We start from the raw sequence: 16702 nt of genomic DNA, 5'->3' as shown, positions 1-16702 counted from the left end.
GTTATGTGGGAGAGTATGTCGTCGCCTTTCTTTATTTGAACCCCAGTCTGAAAAGACTGGGGTTCTTTTGTTTATAGGTTCGACGTGTTCGCCCTGTGGGCTCGGTTCGTCGCCTTTCTTTATTGGAACCCCAGTCTGAAAAGACTGGGGTTCTTTTGTTTATAGATACCACGTGTTCGCCATGCGGGCTCGGTTCGTCGCCTTTCTTTATTGGAACCACAGGCTGAAAAGACTGGGGTTCTTTTGTTTATAGGTACCACGTGTTCGCCATGCGGGCTCGGTTCGTCGCCTTTGCTTCCGCCCGTTCGGCTAAAGCCTCGGGTTTTTGAAAACCCCTATTCCGATAGGACCTATCTAAATTTAAATATGTATCTGTCTTAAAGGAGATTAATACAAGTACGCTTTTCAAGGGCAGGAAGTCGACTCTGAAACTGGAATGGAGGCTTTTCCGCTAAGACTCTGGGATCGTAGGATTGGCAGGTGGTTAAGTACGGATTCTTATAGGCAATATGCAAGTCCGTACCTAAGGATGGGGAATAACCCGAATAGTAGGATTGATCCTGATGGAGGTTGTACTAAATGTCCTAAAAATGGAGTTGCAGGAGATACCTATAATCATTCTGAATGGGGTGCATTAACACCTGATGACCCCGGATATCTCGGGAACGATAGGCGGATTTCTAATCCGTGCCCACATAGTAAATCAACAATCTAAAACACCCGAGGCTTTAGCCGAACTGACGAAGTAAATCCAACATTACAATATCCAAATCATTTTCTAATCCTGCATAATTTCTTGCAGAACTAAAATAATAATCCTCTGGCAAGGTAACTACTTTATCCTTAACAGGATTAGGATTATTGTGTATATAATCAACCTTTTGTTTTATGAACCAATTGGTTTCTATTATCTCAGCGTGATATCCGTCTTGCCGTACTTTATAGCTTTGATTTCTTTTAAGATGCTCAAATGCTTTTTTAAAATTGTACAATAGCCTCTTCCTATTACTCTTTGGCTCTTCCATTATAGTTTCAATAATTTTATTTGAGGTATATTTTTTAAAATGACGCATGACCTCTGATAGAATAAAGCCATTTTTGGCTTTGGACATTTAATGTATATTACCGTGCATAATACAATAGGCATAAATTTCAAGTACTTTTTTATCCTGACAATATTGCAAAGCATTAACGATATTGTACTTTTGGTTGATTCGCGTAAAAATATCAACCCAACCTTCCATTGTTATGGTTATAAAATATGCTTGATCTGTAGTTGTTGCTTTATATTTTGTTGATATTCTTTTTTATATAATAATCTGTATCGGTTATTCAGGACAAGACAAATTTTCAAAGCGGAATTCCTGCATACAATATTTCCACTTTACTATCAATTCTAAATGGAGGATAGTAAAGCGGAATAGAATTATGTTTCTAATTTGAATCTTTTAGTTTTAGAACAAATAGGTTATCCCAAATTGCGCTTGCCAACGAGAATTTATTGTATCTACTAAATAAGGTTTGCTTTGTGGGTTTTTGAATTGAAAAACGGGATTACCATTTTCAATTTTCACAAAATCCAATAAGGCATATCCTGAATTATTAATGTTAGGCACATAATGTTGTGCCCCAATATTCTTATTAATCAGGTTACCAAAATTGAAAATATCCAAGGAAAATTCCAGATTTTTTTTAGCTATTTTTTGTTGAAAAACAATTTTGGCATCCACTTGATGATTCCAAGGTGTGCGTGCGGCATTTCTATCTGCATACTGACCTCTTCGGTCGCTTAAAAACTCATTATTGTTGATGTAACTGTCTAATTGAGCCCATTGTTGACCGGCAGTTGCCAATACAGTATTGTTAGGCCCTATGATATCTTGTAATTTAATTTCTGACTGGTTTCTTGGGATGTATAGAATATCATTTTTAGCTGAACCGTCTCTGTTTATATCACCTTCGTATACAAAGGAAAACGGACTTCCGGAACGGCCATTATAAATTAGTCCAAAACGCAATGATGCTTTCTTGAAAGCTAAATCATAGAAATGATACGAAATGATTTTGTGTCTCAAATCAAAATTAGAATAGGCAAGCTTCGGCGAATTAGCAACTAACGCTTGATTGAACTCGAAATTAGCGGCGTGAGAGTTTCTTACCGTACTACTAATATCTTTACTTTCACCATAAGTATAGCCCACAAATCCGTTATAATGTGGAGCTGATTTGGTTAAACCAACGGTTAAATTGTAACGGTAACCCTGATTGGTATTGGTCAACAGAAACACATTGGTAAAATTAGTGTTAATTTTTGCTGCATCACCACTTGTAGTATAATAAGGCCTGTTATCGGCTCCTGTAAAGTTCGCTTTTAAATCTTCTTTTCTGTTTATAGATTGAAATAGTAGCCCTTTTAAAACTTGAGTATAGGTAGCTTCTAATTGAATTCCGAAATTATGTTTTAATTTAATATCAAAATTTAAATTGCTTTTCCAATCCCGTGGTAAACTGAAATTATTATCGACTAAATTAATCTCAGTTAAACGCTTGCCTTGTTTAGCTTCTAATGAACTCAAATCACTCGTCAAATCTAAAGGGGTTGTAGGTCTAAAATCGATATTGAAATATTTGGTACCCGAGATATAGTGAGAATAAGCATACCATACAAAAGGCATCCTACCGGTGAACAATCCGGAACCACCTTTCAAAACATATTTCTCGTCTTCATCAAAGTTATAAGTAAAACCAACTCGGGGATTAATTACAGGAGAATTGTTTATTTTGTTTTTGTATTTAGCAAATTCTGGGGTACTTTGTATTTGTGAACTTACGGGGAAATTACCTGAAAACTGACCATCAATTCGTATTCCGGCTAATAAACTTAATTTGTCATTAACTTTTATTTCATCTTGTAAATAAACACTTGATAAAACTACTTGATAATCGGCTGATGGTGTTTTTTTATTGTATTCAAAATCATTACCTTCAATGTTATACACCCCTCTTACTCGATTTGGTTTATCCATCAAAAAGTTATTTACAGAGCTGTATTGCCATCTTCCGTTAAAGGCAGTAAGAAATCGGTATTGTATATCATTGAATTCCGTTGAAGTTCCTAATGTAAACGTATGATTGTTTTTATACCACGTCAAATTATCTGTAAATTGCGAAGTGTTCACAGTCAGTCCGTAAACTGCTGCTTCTCTATACGTTCCAGCAAAAATAGTATTTGAAGTGTTGTCAATAATTTCGATATGTGGAAAAACTTTGCCTTTAAAGGTTCTGTCATCCTTAACTGTGGTGTGGGAAATAGTTAATTTATTCGAAAGATTGTTGGTAAATTTACTCTTTAATTCAGCTACAATACTGTTAGTGGTAGAATTATGTCGGAAACCTTGATTTCCAAAATTGAATATATTTTGCGACCATTCTAAGTTATCAGCAAAGCCAGTAACAAAATTGTTACGCAATGTCAGTTTGTGTTTATCCGAAATATTATAATCCAAACGTAAAAAAAGTTTGGTATTTTTTCTTTCCAAAGTTGCTCCTTCAGAGATTCCCGGATCATAATTGTATTTTGTTTTTAAACGGTTTGCTATTAGATTTACGGTTTCTTTTGAAATATTGGAATTAGCACTTCCTGGAGCATTTAATACAGGTTCAGAACGATCCGAAAATTCTGCATTAAAGTAATAAAATAATTTATTTTTTACTATTGGTCCACCTATACTAGCACCTGCAACTATATCATAAAAGGCTGCCGATTGTTGCTTAATACCATCTGAATAATTCCCTGTTAAAGATCTATTTCGTAAAAAGACATAAACACTTCCATTCGTTGTATTGGTTCCATTTTTGGTAACTAAATTGATACTCGCGCCGGTGAAATTTCCAAAAGTTACATCAAAAGGAGCTGTTTTTACAGATAAAGCACTAATAGCACCGAAGCCAATAGGTTGAGTTCCTGCTAAGCCACCCGGCGTTCCAGAAGCTACTGATCCCGCTGCGCCACTTGCCGGTTCTTGAAACCCAAGAACATCATTAGTGGCACTACCATCAATACTTAAATTATTAAATCTATAATTAGCTCCGCCAAATGAATTTAAATTGGCTTCTGGCAGTAGGCGAGTCGCATCCTGAATACTTCTGTTTAAGGTAGGTAAATTAATAATCTGATCAATTCGGATTCTTTTATCGTTGCTGTTTCTAGCTCCTTTTTGTATTACAATTTCAACCGTTTTTAGTTCTTCTGTTTTGGGAGCTAGATTGATTTTTAGATTAATTATTTTTCCTAAGCGGATAACTATATTTTCTTGTTTGTAAGTTTCAAAACCATTAAAATAAACTTCTAAACTGTAGTTTGAATCGGGTTGTAATTGATTGAAAGCAAAAAAACCATTTTCTTGGGAAATAGCAGTGTATTTTGTTCCAGTTGAATTTTGAGTTACAGTAATAGCAGCTAATCCAATGGGATTATTCTGGTCATTATCTATAGTGCCTCTCAACACGCCTGTGGTTTCCTGTGCGTAGGAATTTGCAATTATAAAGAAACAGAACAAAGAAAATAATTTTTTAATCATTGTTTTTTTGTAAAATGTTAAATAAATGTAAAAACAAATACGTAGTAAGTTTATTTTAAGTTTGTTTGTTAAATCGTATAGTTACGATTATCAATAAATTATTTTTTAATAAGTCATTGCTTTTAAGTTGTTTATGTTAAAATATAGTATGTTTGTTTTAATTTTTTTATTATCTAATAAATACGATTAATGCCAAAAAATAAAAATGTAGAGTTTCATTCTTTTGAAATTGAACTAGCTACTTTATCAAAATGTTTATCGCATCCCGCACGAGTTATGATTATTTCGATACTATCGAAACACAAGGACAGAACCTGTAAAGAGTTAGTAAGCGAAATCCCTTTATCACAATCTACGGTTTCGAAACATTTAGATGATTTGATAAAAGTAAAATTGATTTGTAGAAAAATTAGCGGTACCCAATCGCTTTATTCTTTAGAATGGAATCATATCGAGAGAGTTTTTACTCTTTTTAATCGATTGAATACTAAAATAATGCCGAATAGGCCTAAAAGAAATTGTTGTTAAATAGTGTAGAAAGACTTTTTTTATTGAAATTTTGAAAGCAATATAATAGAAGTAGGCGATGTTTTTGAATTACAAACTGAAAAAGAAATGAAAATATATTTTCAATGTGTTCAAATTCCTGAAGATATTAGAAATGAAGTTGAACTGATAATAGTTTATATGACTATCCGTAACTAATACCAAATTGTTTCTAAAGCAGCAATCAAGAGTGTATCCGATAGTTTGTTTCCAAAATAGCCTCTATTAAATTTATAACAGAACTTATCAAGATAATTTTGTACATATTGCTGGTTTGCACAATTATGATGAATGCCTAAAAGTACTTTTTTAGCATTACTGATTGTTCTATTTACCTGAGGAAATATCTTTGCCGACTTTTTCTTGTCTGGTTCTACGACAACATATAATTAAATTATTATTTAATAGTTTGAGAATTTTTTCGACTTGTTTTCATGCTACTAGGATTGTAATGGTTATGTTACCGTTAAATTTATATGTAGATTTTCCTTAGTTAAGTTTTTTCGAAATCAAAAATGTACTTTTGTAAAATTAAAATTTTTATTATGAAAAAAATATTTTTGTTTTGTGTCTTTATTCTTATGTCAAATTTGCAAGCGCAGCAAAGACCCAAATTAGTAGTTGGTATCGTTGTGGATCAAATGAAAATGGAATATTTATATCGTTTTTCAGATGATTTTTCATCAAATGGATTCAAAAGATTAATGGATAAGGGGTACACATTTCATAACATGCATTATAATTTTGTACCCACCTATACTGCCCCTGGTCATGCCAGTATTTTTACTGGAGCTACACCATCTACTCATGGCATTGTAGGGAATGATTGGTTTAATAAAGCGACAGGAAAGGATTTGTATTGCACTGACGATGCCTCTGTGAAAACAGTTGGGGATGGTTTAGAAAATGAGGGGGCTATGTCTCCAAAAAACCTTTTAAGCACTACCATCACTGATGAGTTACGAATGGCAACAAATTTTGAAGGCAAAGTAATCGGGTTGAGTATCAAAGATCGTGGTGCCATTTTACCAGCAGGTCACTTTGCCAATTGGGCTTTTTGGTACAGTAAAACAGGAGCCTTTATTTCAAGTACTTTTTATGGTTTAGCATTACCGGATTGGGTTACAGAATTCAATGAAGAAAAACGATACATGAATTATATCAATAGAGGCTGGGATTTATTTAAGCCGGTTGCTACTTATAATGAAAGTCTTGCAGATGATAATCCATATGAAGGAAAATTGGATAAAACTAAAAGACCTGTTTTTCCTTATGATTTGAAAGAAATTTATAAAGAAAAAGGGGCTGATATTTTACGTTCTACTCCTTTTGGCAATGATATTTTAGCTGACTTGGCGATGAAAGCTATAGAAAATGAATCCCTCGGAAAAGATGATATAACAGATTTTTTGACTGTTAGTTTCTCTTCTACTGATTATGTTGGTCACACTTTTGGGCCTCGTTCTATGGAGTTGCAAGATACTTATTTACGTTTAGATGAGACTATTGCTCAGTTTTTAACCTACTTAGATAAAACGGTTGGAAAAGATAATTATTTGCTTTTTTTGACTGCTGATCATGCAGGCGCCGAAAATCCAAATTATTTAAAAGATAATAAATACAATGTAAAAAATATACCTTCTAAAGATATTGTTGCAGCATTGAAAAAGTTTTCTAACGAAAGTTTCGGTGCTGATTTAGTTTTGGATTATTCTAATTTTAATCTGTTTTTTAATACAGAAATTATTAAGAATAAAGGATTGGATATGAATGTTGTAAAACAAAGTTTTAAAACGTTTTTGATGACACAGGAGCAAGTTAAAAGAGTGTATACTGAGGAAGAAATTTTAGCTTCTTCCGGAGATGATTATTTTTTGAGTTTTATTTCTAAGGGATATGATCCGAGACAAAATGGTGAAATTGTGGTGTTAGATAAGGCGGGTTATATGCAGTATCAAGCTACCGGAACTACGCACGGAACACTTAATAGCTATGATACTCATGTACCGTTGCTTTTTTATGGTTGGAAAGTTCCTAAAGGAGAGTTGCATGCTAAAAAGTACATTACGCAAATTGCTCCTACACTTTCACAAATGCTAAAAATTCCTTTTCCAAATGGTACGGAATCTGAAGTGTTAGACACACTTTTAGATGACGATAAATAAACCTAAGTTGAGTTTAATAATAAAACGCCCGTCTTTACGATAAAGACGGGCGTTTTTTATTTTACTTGGATTTTCAGAGTCTTGTTTATGCTAAAATTTATTTTCTATTTCAGCAGCTTCTAGCATTAGATGATGCAAGTCAGTGTTTTTTATAAATGGTTTTAGTAAATGGCCTCCAGGACCATATAGGGCTAATTCAGTATAATCAGCGGAATGATCCATACTAATCCAACCTACTGAATTGTGTTTCTTTTGAATTTCTGCCAGCACTTTGAACGGTAGATGTTTAGGATTATATAGGCCTTCTTCCAGTTTAATATTCGAATAAAAATTTAAAATTTCCTTAGCTTCATTTTCTTTTAGAATAGTTGTATTTGCATATTCAATTCTTTCTATCACTTGTGATACGGTAGTTTCCTGACCAATTCCATTTAAAATCCAATCGTTTGTTTGTTTGTACTTTTGGATACTATCAAAATTATTGTCTGCATCTATTCCATAAATAATTCCAGGATTAGCATTTCCATGATCTGTAGTAATGATGACTAGAGTATTTGTGTCTTTTTCTGCAAAATCAATTGCTACTTTCACCGCATCGTCATGGGCAACTTGATCATAAAGTAATCCCGTGATGTCATTTCCATGTGCGGCCCAATCTACTTTTCCAGCTTCGACTTGAAGCACAAAACCATTGGGGTGGTCTTTCATTTTATCAATTGCACGTTCCGTCATTTCAGCTAAAGTAGGAATGGAACCCGATAATTCCTTGCTACTTTCTCTATCTTTTGAGTAAGGAAGGCCATCATTATGAAATAGGCCAAGTATTGGTTTACTGTTGTCGCTAGCCAGCATTTCACTTTTATTTTTAACTACCGAAAATCCGTTGTTAGAAAATTCTTGGTACATATCGCGTTTGTCTTTACGGCTTTCGGATGAAAAATAATTATTTCCGCCACCCATCATGACATCAAATTTCAAGTCAAGATACATTTCAGCAATACTTTCCTGGCTGTTTCTGCTTTTTGAGGCAATACAAAAACCAGCTGGTGTGGCATGTGTGATAGGTACTGTAGTTACACAACCAGCCATTTTTCCTGCTTTTTTAAATTTTTGCCATATTGGGAGGTATTCTTCTCCATTTATTCCAACATTTAACGAGCCATTTTTGACTCGGAAACCGCTTCCCCATGAAGAACTTGCAGCAGCAGAATCTGTAACGATGGAAGAGGCAGAAGCCATATCCATTAATGCGCGAGTTACTTTATTGTCTTTGTACAATTGAATCCAATTGCTTCCCTTTCCCGTTTTTCTATTCAGGTACAGATCAGCCATATTTAGGGTTCCGATGCTCATTCCGTCGCTAATAATCACAATGATGTTTTTGGCTTTTTTATTTTTGTTTAAAGTATCAAAATCTTGTGCATTGCCTTCAAAAGGATTTAGTACAGTTGCGCCAATTGCAAATAAAGAGCCATTCTTGAAAAATTTTCGTCTATTCATTGTTTCTTTTTTTTGTAAGAATTCCAAATGTAAAGAAACTACTTCACGCAGTATGTTAAGGATTGATTATTTTTTTGGAATGAAACAGGTTTCAAATTGCTATGGGTTTAATAATAAAAAAATCCCATTTGCATGGACAAATGGGATTCCTATTTTAGACTGTCGCTGCTATGGGTAACGGAATCTGGTTTTTAAGTAAATCTTCAAAACTTTCGCGGGCACGGATTAAATGGCCTTCTCCATTTAGCCATAAAACCTCTGCAGGCTTGTATCTGGAGTTGTAATTTGATGCCATTGAGAAGCAGTAGGCTCCGGCGTTTCTAAAACATAAAATATCCCCTTCTTTGATTTCTGAAATCCTTCTGTTGTTTGCAAAAGTATCCGTTTCACAAATGTATCCTACTACGGAGTAAAAACGTTCTTTTCCTTTGGGGTTAGAGATGTTTTCGATATGATGTTGCGATCCGTACAACATTGGTCTGATAAGGTGATTAAAACCACTGTCTATTCCAGCAAAAACAGTCGAAGTGGTTTGTTTCACTACATTAACTTTAGCTAAAAAGAAGCCAGCCTCGCTTACTAAAAATTTGCCGGGCTCAAATATCAAGGTTAATTCTTTTCCATATTCAGTACAAAACGCATTGAATCTTTTGGATAATTTTCTGCCTAATTCTTCGATGTCCGTTTCGATATCGTCTTTTTTATATGGCACTTTAAATCCACTTCCAAAGTCTAGGAATTCAAGATTTTTGAAGTTTTTAGCCGCATCAAATAATATTTCGGCAGCATATAAAAAGACTTCGATGTCTAAAATATCAGAACCAGTGTGCATGTGAATGCCAACAATATTCATTTTGGTGTTTTCTACAATACGAACAAGGTGTGGCAATTGATGAATCGAGATTCCAAATTTACTATCGATATGTCCTACAGAAATATTTGTATTTCCACCAGCCATTACGTGTGGATTGATTCGAATACAAACAGGTACGTTAGGATGTTTAGTCCCAAATTGTTCTAATATTGATAAATTATCAATATTTATTTGAACTCCCATCGCGTTTACTTCTTCAATTTCTTCGAGAGAAACTCCGTTTGGAGTATAAAATATTTTTTCGGGTGCATAACCGGCATGAAGGCCTAATAGGACTTCTTGAATAGAAACGGTATCTAGACCAGCTCCCATATCCTTTAATAACTGGAGTATTGCAACATTTGACAATGCTTTCATGGCATAATTGATGCGTAACTTGTCTACTTTAGAAAATGCTTTAGTTAATCTATTGTACTGAGATTGTATTTTTTCGGCATCATAAACGTATATTGGACTGCCAAATTGTTCTGCTAATTGAAGTAAGTCTTTTGATTGCATGGTTATTAATTTTCAGCAAATTTATTACTCTTTATTTAGTCCCACAAGCTAATGAATGAATTCAAACAAATTATAACAAAAAGTTATAAATTGAACATTAATTGTTGATTTTAAAAAAAATAACCCTTGACAAATTTTTCTATCAAGGGTTATAAAATGATTGCAAGAATTATAAGCTTGGTAAATCGCCATTTCCTTTGGTAGGCAAATTGGTATACCCCATCAAGTATTTATCAACTTCTCTGGCTGCTTCTCGACCTTCAGATATTGCCCATACAATTAAAGATTGTCCTCTTCGCATGTCACCTGCAGTAAATATATGAGGAATATTTGTTTGATAATTGGTTGCTTTATAATTGCTTCGGATGTCAGTTTCTAATCCTAATTGATCACTTAATGTTTTTTCAGGACCCGTAAATCCCAGTGCCAATAAAGCTAAATCACATGGCCAAATTTTTTCTGATCCTTCTTTTTCTATCAATTCAGGTCTTTGTCCCGCTGTCATTTTCCAAGCCACTTCAACGGTTTTTAAACCTACGAGTTGGCCGCTTTCATTAGAAATGAATTCTTTGGTATTGATCAACCAGTTTCTATTACACCCTTCTTCATGAGAAGAGGACGTTTTTAATTGCAATGGCCAAAACGGCCAAGGGGTAGTTTCACTTCTTCCAACGGGTGGTTTAGGTAAAATCTCAAAATTAGTCACTGATTTAGCTCCGTGTCTGTTTGATGTTCCCACACAATCAGAACCAGTATCTCCGCCACCTATAACGATCACATCCTTACCGGTAGCCATTATTTGACCTGGAATTACTTCACCATATAGTGATTTAGTTTGTTGTGTCAAGAAAGTCATTGCCTGCACCACTCCTTGACTTTCTATTCCTTTGGTAGGCAAACTTCTTCTTTCTGTGGCGCCACCGCATAATACGATTGAATCAAAAGCGTTCAATTCTTCAACACTATAGTTTACGCCAACATTTATATTCGTTTTAAAAGTGATTCCTTCAGCTTCTAAAACAGTAACCCGTCTGTCGATAATTCCTTTTTCTAATTTGAAATTTGGAATTCCGTAACGTAGTAATCCACCGATGGCGTTGTCTCTTTCAAAAACGGTAACGGTGTGTCCTGCACGATTTAACTGTTGTGCTGCTGCTAATCCAGCAGGACCGGAGCCAATAACGGCGACTGTTTTTCCTGTTCTAACTTCTGGAGGTTGTGGTTTGATCCAACCTTCAGCAAAACCTCTTTCGATAATATTTTTTTCAATATTTTCAATTGCTACTGGCTCACTTATAATTCCTAAAACACATGACTTTTCACATGGAGCGGGGCATAAACGACCCGTAAATTCCGGAAAATTATTGGTTGATTGTAATATTTTCAAGGCACCTTCCCATTCTTCCTGATGCACCATATCGTTAAAATCAGGAATTAAATTTCCCAACGGACAGGCGCTGTGGCAAAAAGGAATCCCACAATCCATGCACCTGGATCCTTGTTCTTTAATTTTATCTTTTTCTAACTGAATTGTAAACTCATTGTAATTTGATACACGCTCTTCAACTAGTACAGTGCTTTCATCTGTTCTATTATATTCTTTAAATCCTCCTATCTTTCCCATAACTATACTGCTAGTAGTTCTTCAATTTTTTTTTCTTCGGCTAATCTTTCTAATGCCTTTTTGTAATCAGTAGGCATCACTTTGATAAAATGGTTGCGTTGGTTTTCCCAATCTTCTAAAATTCTTTTTGCAAGTGGACTATTGGTGTACAATGAATGATTTTTTATTAAACGTCTCAGTTTAGTAATGTCATCATCTTCTAATGTTTCAAAAGCGACCATTTCCATATTACAAAGAGTAGCATCGAATTTTTTATTTGGATCAAAAACATACGCAATACCACCGCTCATTCCAGCTGCAAAATTTCGTCCTGTTTTGCCAAGGATCACCACTGTTCCACCTGTCATATACTCACATCCATGATCTCCAATTCCTTCCACAACAGCTGTTGCTCCCGAGTTTCTCACGCAAAAACGTTCTCCAGCCATTCCGTTGATATAGGCTTCGCCGGTGATTGCTCCATAGAGCGCCACATTACCAATGATAATATTCTCCTCTGGCTTGAATGTGGCAGCGGGTGGGACTTTAATAATTAATTTACCTCCGGAAAGTCCTTTCCCCAAATAATCATTACAGTTTCCATGTATTTTAAAGGACAAGCCATTAGTTGCAAAAGCACCAAAACTTTGACCTGCTGAACCTGTGAAATCTACCAATATGGTATCATCTGGTAATCCTTGTGCACCATATATTTTTGAAATTTCATTACTCAATATAGCTCCAACGGAACGATCTGTATTTTTAATATCAAATGTAACTCTCGTTTTCTCTTTCCTGTAAATGGATGGAATAGCGGCTTTTATGATGTCAAAGTCAAGCACGTGTTCTAGTGCGTGATCTTGTGTTGTAGTATTGTGGTTTGGAACCTCTTTTGCTTTTTCAGGTTTATACAAAATAGCCGATAAATCTAATCCGCTGGCTTTATAATGCTTGATGGCTTTATTGACATTTAATTTTTGAGATTGTCCCACCATTTCTTTTAAGGTTCTATATCCGAGTTGTGCCATGATTTCTCTTAACTCCTCAGCAATAAAATACATAAAGTTAATAATATGTTCCGGTGTTCCTTTGAAATTTTTTCTCAGTTCTGGATCTTGTGTCGCAATACCTACGGGGCAGGTGTTCAAGTGACAGGCTCTCATCATAATACAACCGGATGCGACTAAAGGAGCAGTCGCAAATCCAAATTCTTCAGCTCCAAGTAAAGCTGCAATAGCTACATCACGTCCTGTTTTCAATTGTCCGTCACATTCTAATACGACACGGCTTCTTAAATCATTCAAGATTAAAGTCTGTTGCGCTTCGGCAAGGCCAAGTTCCCATGGAATACCGGTGTGTTGTAGTGAAGTTAATGGTGCAGCTCCAGTTCCTCCATCATATCCTGAAATCAAAATCACATCGGCTTTTGCTTTGGCAACACCGGCAGCGATCGTTCCAACGCCCACTTCTGAAACTAATTTTACATTAATTCTAGCTTCACGATTGGCATTTTTTAGATCAAAAATTAATTGGGATAAATCTTCAATAGAATAAATATCGTGGTGTGGCGGCGGTGAAATTAATCCAACATAAGGCGTAGAATTTCGTACTTCGGCAATCCAAGGCACTACTTTTTCGCCGGGTAATTGTCCACCTTCTCCGGGTTTTGCACCTTGAGCCATTTTTATTTGAATCTCTTTGGCATTGGTCAGATAATTAATAGAAACTCCAAATCTTCCGGAAGCGACTTGCTTGATAGCACTATTTCTAGAATCTCCATTTAAGTCTTTTTGGAATCGTTTTGGATCTTCTCCACCTTCTCCAGAGTTGCTTTTTCCACCAATTCTATTCATAGCAATTGCTAGATTTTCATGGGCTTCCTGACTGATTGAACCATAGGACATGGCTCCAGTTTTGAATTTTTTTACAATTTCGGTCCAAGGTTCGACTTCATCAATTGAAATAGGATCCAGATTATTGAACTCAAACAAACCTCTAATTGTCATTAGATTTTCACCTTGGTCATTGACCATATCAGAGTATTCCTTATAACTTTCAGGACTATTTAAACGTACCGCTTGTTGTAATTTAGAAATCGTTGTTGGATTAAACATGTGTTTTTCTCCTGATCTTCTCCATCTATAAATTCCGCCAATTTCCAGAGGCAGTAAATTACTCACTTTCGAATTTGGAAAAGCCTTCTGGTATCTTTTTTTGATTTCTTTTTCGATTTCCATTAGACCAATTCCTTCAATTCTGGAAGGAGTGTAGGGAAAATATTTAGAAGTGAATGTTTTATTTAATCCCAAAATTTCAAATATCTGTGCTGCTCTGTACGAATGTAGCGTAGAGATACCAATTTTATTCATGATTTTTAGGATCCCTTTTGCAATCGCTTTATTATAGTTTTTAATGGCATAATCTGCATTAATACCAGTAATAAAACCTTGGTTAACTTGGTTATGAATGATTTCATTTACCATATAAGGATTGATTGCACTAGCACCATAACCAAATAATAAGGCAAAATGATGCGGCTCTCGTGGCTCTGCAGATTCAATGATGATTCCAAACTTAGAACGAGATTTCAGGATGTTCATCGAATGATGAATATAGGAACAAGCCAATAGCATTGGGATTGGAGCCATTTTTTCGCTCACGCCTCTATCCGAAATGATTACAATATTACAGCCTTCAGAAACGGCTTTGAAAGTAGCTTGAACCGCTCTTTCTAAAGCGCGTTCTAAACCATTTACTCCTTTTTCGATATCGTATAAAGTTGTAATTGTTACTGATTTGAAATCAGCATGATCAATGTTTTTTACTTTATCTAAATCCTCATTTGAGATTACTGGATTTTGGATTTTTAGTTTCTTACAATGTTTTGGAACAATATCAAATATGTTATAATCTCCCCCAATAGCCAGGCTAATATCAGTTATGATTTCTTCGCGAATCCCATCTAATGGTGGATTGGTAACCTGAGCAAATAACTGTTTGAAATAGTTGTACAAAAGCTGTGGCTGATCTGACAAAACCGCTAAAGGAGTATCATTTCCCATAGAACTTAATGCCTCTGCCCCTTGGATTCCCATAGGATTTATGATGGTCTTTAAGTCTTCTAGTGTATATCCAAAGAGTCTTTGTCTGGTCTCAAAATCAATATTTTCTACAGGAATTTGATTATGAGTATACGGTATTTGAGATAATTGTACTAAATTTTCATCCAGCCATTGCTGATAAGGACGTTTTGTGACAATTGCATTTTTGATCTCGTCATCTTCTATAATCCGGCCTTCATTCATGTCCACGAGAAACATTTTTCCGGGTTCTAAACGACCATGTTGCACTACATCTTCGGGTTTAATATCAAGAACACCAATTTCTGAAGACATAATTACGAAACCACTTTTAGTCAATGTATAACGAGATGGACGCAATCCATTTCTATCTAACAAAGCACCAATAACGTTACCATCTGTAAAAGGAATAGAGGCTGGGCCATCCCAAGGTTCCATGATGCAAGCATTGTATTCGTAAAAAGCTTTTTTATCGGCGGACATCGTCTGGTGTTTTTCCCACGCTTCAGGGACAACCATCATCATAGCTTCCGGCAAGGAGCGGCCTGTCATCAATAACAGTTCAATTACCATATCCATTGAAGCAGAATCTGATTTTCCTTCTAAAATGATTGGAAATAATTTTTTGATATCGTCACCAAAAACATCACTTTTCATCAATTCCTCACGAGCACGCATGCGGCTAATATTACCACGTAGTGTATTGATCTCACCATTGTGGCACATGTAACGGAACGGTTGCGCTAATTCCCAAGATGGGAATGTGTTGGTAGAAAAACGTTGATGAACCAAAGCTAATCGGGTTACCAAATCGTCATCTAATAAATCCGTATAATACCTACTGATGTCTTCCGGCATCAATAATCCTTTATAGATGATTGTGGTGGTGGAACAACTGGAAAAATAGAACATGTGGCTTTCTGAAATCCTTGAATTTTGGATCGCATGTTCTGCAATTTTTCTCGCTGCAAATAATTTAGCATTAAATTGTTGTTCCGTTAGGTCTAAGCCTTTTTTACCCACAAACACTTGTTTCACGGTTGGTTCTTTCTCACCGGCAATTCGGCCTAAATTAGTGGCATCAACCGGTACGTCTCTCCATCCTAATATTTCTAAATTTTGATCGCGTATCGAAGTTTCGAAAGTCGTTTTACAAAAAACAACTTGGTTTTTACTTTTGGGCATAAAGACCATTCCTACGGCATATTGTTTTGTCTCGGGGATTTCAAAATCACAAACTTTCTTAAAAAAATCATGAGGGATATCAAATAATATTCCCGCTCCATCTCCCGTTCTGCCATCTGAACTCACCGCACCTCGATGTTCTAATTTGATTAGAATATCCAATGCTTTGTGTATGATATCATTTGATTTGATTCCATTTAGATTACAAATGAATCCTGCTCCGCAATTGTCGTGTTCAAATTCGGGCAAATAAAGGCCTTGTTCTTTAACTTTCATGCTTAATATTTTTTATACAAAATTAAAGATTTAGTAACATATAATAGGTGTAAAAGTTAAAAACGGCTTGTTTTTACAGTTATAGTAGAAAAAGGTTAAATAAAACATAATAATAGGATTTTAACGCATTCGATTTGATTTTTCTACAACGAGAAAACCAAATAGGAGCCAATGGATTGATAGTTTTGAAAGAAATATTTTACTGATCATTTTGCTTTTGAATTTATAACAAATTTGGAGTTAATCTTTATATTTTTTTATTTTGAAAGGAGTTGTAGTTTCGTTTGGACTATTGAAATTTAGACACCATTTAAATCAAAAAAAAAATAACAGTTACGTTTAATTTTGCTATTTTTGTGGCACTTTTATTCTGGAATAAATTCAGAATCCAGACA

The 16702-nt window shown here is 35.1% G+C and carries 8 protein-coding genes and 2 pseudogenes; 3 read left to right on the top strand and 7 right to left on the bottom strand.

The window, feature by feature from the left end; all coding sequences use genetic code 11:
• Positions 1–406: 406 nt before the first annotated feature.
• A pseudogene (locus tag EKM00_RS15155) lies at positions 407–715 on the top strand (RHS repeat-associated core domain-containing protein); the annotation flags it as partial.
• A 13-nt stretch (positions 716–728) separates the two neighbouring features.
• Here EKM00_RS15155 and EKM00_RS06270 read toward each other — a convergent pair.
• Together EKM00_RS06270 and EKM00_RS06265 are read right to left on the bottom strand one after the other, a co-directional pair.
• Entirely contained in the window at positions 729–1112 is a 384-nt protein-coding gene (locus EKM00_RS06270) for a transposase (protein WP_370453923.1), read from the bottom strand.
• A 342-nt stretch (positions 1113–1454) separates the two neighbouring features.
• Entirely contained in the window at positions 1455–4580 is a 3126-nt protein-coding gene (locus EKM00_RS06265; protein WP_126515599.1) for a TonB-dependent receptor, read from the bottom strand.
• A 189-nt stretch (positions 4581–4769) separates the two neighbouring features.
• Here EKM00_RS06265 and EKM00_RS06260 point away from each other — a divergent pair, with 189 nt between their 5' ends.
• Positions 4770–5108 carry an ArsR/SmtB family transcription factor gene (locus EKM00_RS06260; RefSeq protein WP_126454643.1) on the top strand — a complete coding sequence of 113 codons (339 nt, stop codon included), beginning with the start codon at positions 4770–4772 and terminating at the stop codon, positions 5106–5108.
• Positions 5109–5281: 173 nt separating this feature from the next.
• Here EKM00_RS06260 and EKM00_RS06255 read toward each other — a convergent pair.
• Positions 5282–5512, bottom strand: a pseudogene (locus EKM00_RS06255) (transposase); the annotation flags it as partial.
• 159 nt (positions 5513–5671) lie between these two features.
• Here EKM00_RS06255 and pafA point away from each other — a divergent pair.
• Positions 5672–7291, top strand: coding sequence for an alkaline phosphatase PafA (gene pafA, locus EKM00_RS06250; RefSeq protein ID WP_126460157.1), 1620 nt, complete (start codon positions 5672–5674; stop codon positions 7289–7291).
• 90 nt (positions 7292–7381) lie between these two features.
• Here the strand turns inward: pafA and EKM00_RS06245 are convergent, their stop codons facing one another.
• The 4 genes from EKM00_RS06245 to gltB form a co-directional block, all read right to left on the bottom strand.
• Complete coding sequence (locus EKM00_RS06245; RefSeq protein ID WP_126515598.1) at positions 7382–8791, bottom strand: alkaline phosphatase; 1410 nt, start codon at positions 8789–8791, stop codon at positions 7382–7384.
• Positions 8792–8945: 154 nt separating this feature from the next.
• Positions 8946–10163 (bottom strand): diaminopimelate decarboxylase, encoded by a 1218-nt coding sequence (gene lysA / locus EKM00_RS06240; RefSeq protein ID WP_126515597.1) that lies wholly within the window; start codon positions 10161–10163, stop codon positions 8946–8948.
• Positions 10164–10332: 169 nt separating this feature from the next.
• Positions 10333–11787 (bottom strand): glutamate synthase subunit beta, encoded by a 1455-nt coding sequence (locus EKM00_RS06235; RefSeq protein WP_126515596.1) that lies wholly within the window; start codon positions 11785–11787, stop codon positions 10333–10335.
• Between the two features lie 2 nt (positions 11788–11789).
• On the bottom strand, positions 11790–16307 hold the full coding sequence (gene gltB / locus EKM00_RS06230) for a glutamate synthase large subunit (RefSeq protein WP_126515595.1): 4518 nt from the start codon (positions 16305–16307) through the stop codon (positions 11790–11792).
• Between the last annotated feature and the right edge of the window lie 395 nt (positions 16308–16702).

This window comes from Flavobacterium sp. RSP15 (genome assembly GCF_003968755.1).
GTDB lineage: Bacteria > Bacteroidota > Bacteroidia > Flavobacteriales > Flavobacteriaceae > Flavobacterium.
The sequence above is the reverse complement of the archived record's forward strand: the minus strand, read 5'-3'. Positions and strand labels throughout refer to the sequence as shown.

What these genes read in the sequence shown, in the direction of transcription:
- EKM00_RS06235 (WP_126515596.1), bottom strand. Translation starts at nt 11,787, where the DNA reads ATGGGAAAGATAGGAGGATTTAAAGAATATAATAGAACAGATGAAAGC.
- EKM00_RS06245 (WP_126515598.1), bottom strand. Translation starts at nt 8,791, where the DNA reads ATGAATAGACGAAAATTTTTCAAGAATGGCTCTTTATTTGCAATTGGC.
- EKM00_RS06270 (WP_370453923.1), bottom strand. Translation starts at nt 1,112, where the DNA reads ATGTCCAAAGCCAAAAATGGCTTTATTCTATCAGAGGTCATGCGTCAT.
- EKM00_RS06265 (WP_126515599.1), bottom strand. Translation starts at nt 4,580, where the DNA reads ATGATTAAAAAATTATTTTCTTTGTTCTGTTTCTTTATAATTGCAAAT.
- EKM00_RS06260 (WP_126454643.1), top strand. Translation starts at nt 4,770, where the DNA reads ATGCCAAAAAATAAAAATGTAGAGTTTCATTCTTTTGAAATTGAACTA.
- lysA (WP_126515597.1), bottom strand. Translation starts at nt 10,163, where the DNA reads ATGCAATCAAAAGACTTACTTCAATTAGCAGAACAATTTGGCAGTCCA.
- gltB (WP_126515595.1), bottom strand. Translation starts at nt 16,307, where the DNA reads ATGAAAGTTAAAGAACAAGGCCTTTATTTGCCCGAATTTGAACACGAC.
- pafA (WP_126460157.1), top strand. Translation starts at nt 5,672, where the DNA reads ATGAAAAAAATATTTTTGTTTTGTGTCTTTATTCTTATGTCAAATTTG.